General features: G+C 62.8%; 1 pseudogene. It reads right to left on the bottom strand.

The window, feature by feature from the left end:
- Nucleotides 1–126 (bottom strand): annotated as a pseudogene (locus C7G61_RS43710) (ATP-binding protein); the annotation flags it as partial.
- Between the last annotated feature and the right edge of the window lie 113 nt (nucleotides 127–239).

Raw genomic sequence — 239 nt, 5'->3', positions numbered from 1 at the left:
GGCCGGCGCCAGCCGTTCCTCGTCGGCTTTGAGCTTGCGCATAGACGGGCCGTCGAGCTCGATCCGATAAGCGTTGTGGACAATACGATCCAGCACGGCGTCGCCGACGGTGGGCTCGCCGAACACGACAGAGTACCCCTATTTTGGAACGGGTCGTGTCTCACGTCACGATCACCGACCCGCATCATTTTCTGTTCGGGCACCGGCTTGAGGTGCTGAAGGAGCGGTCGGGACGCGGT

The organism is Bradyrhizobium algeriense (assembly GCF_003062295.1).
GTDB classification, from domain to species: Bacteria; Pseudomonadota; Alphaproteobacteria; order Rhizobiales; family Xanthobacteraceae; genus Bradyrhizobium; species Bradyrhizobium algeriense.
The sequence above is the reverse complement of the archived record's forward strand: the minus strand, read 5'-3'. Positions and strand labels throughout refer to the sequence as shown.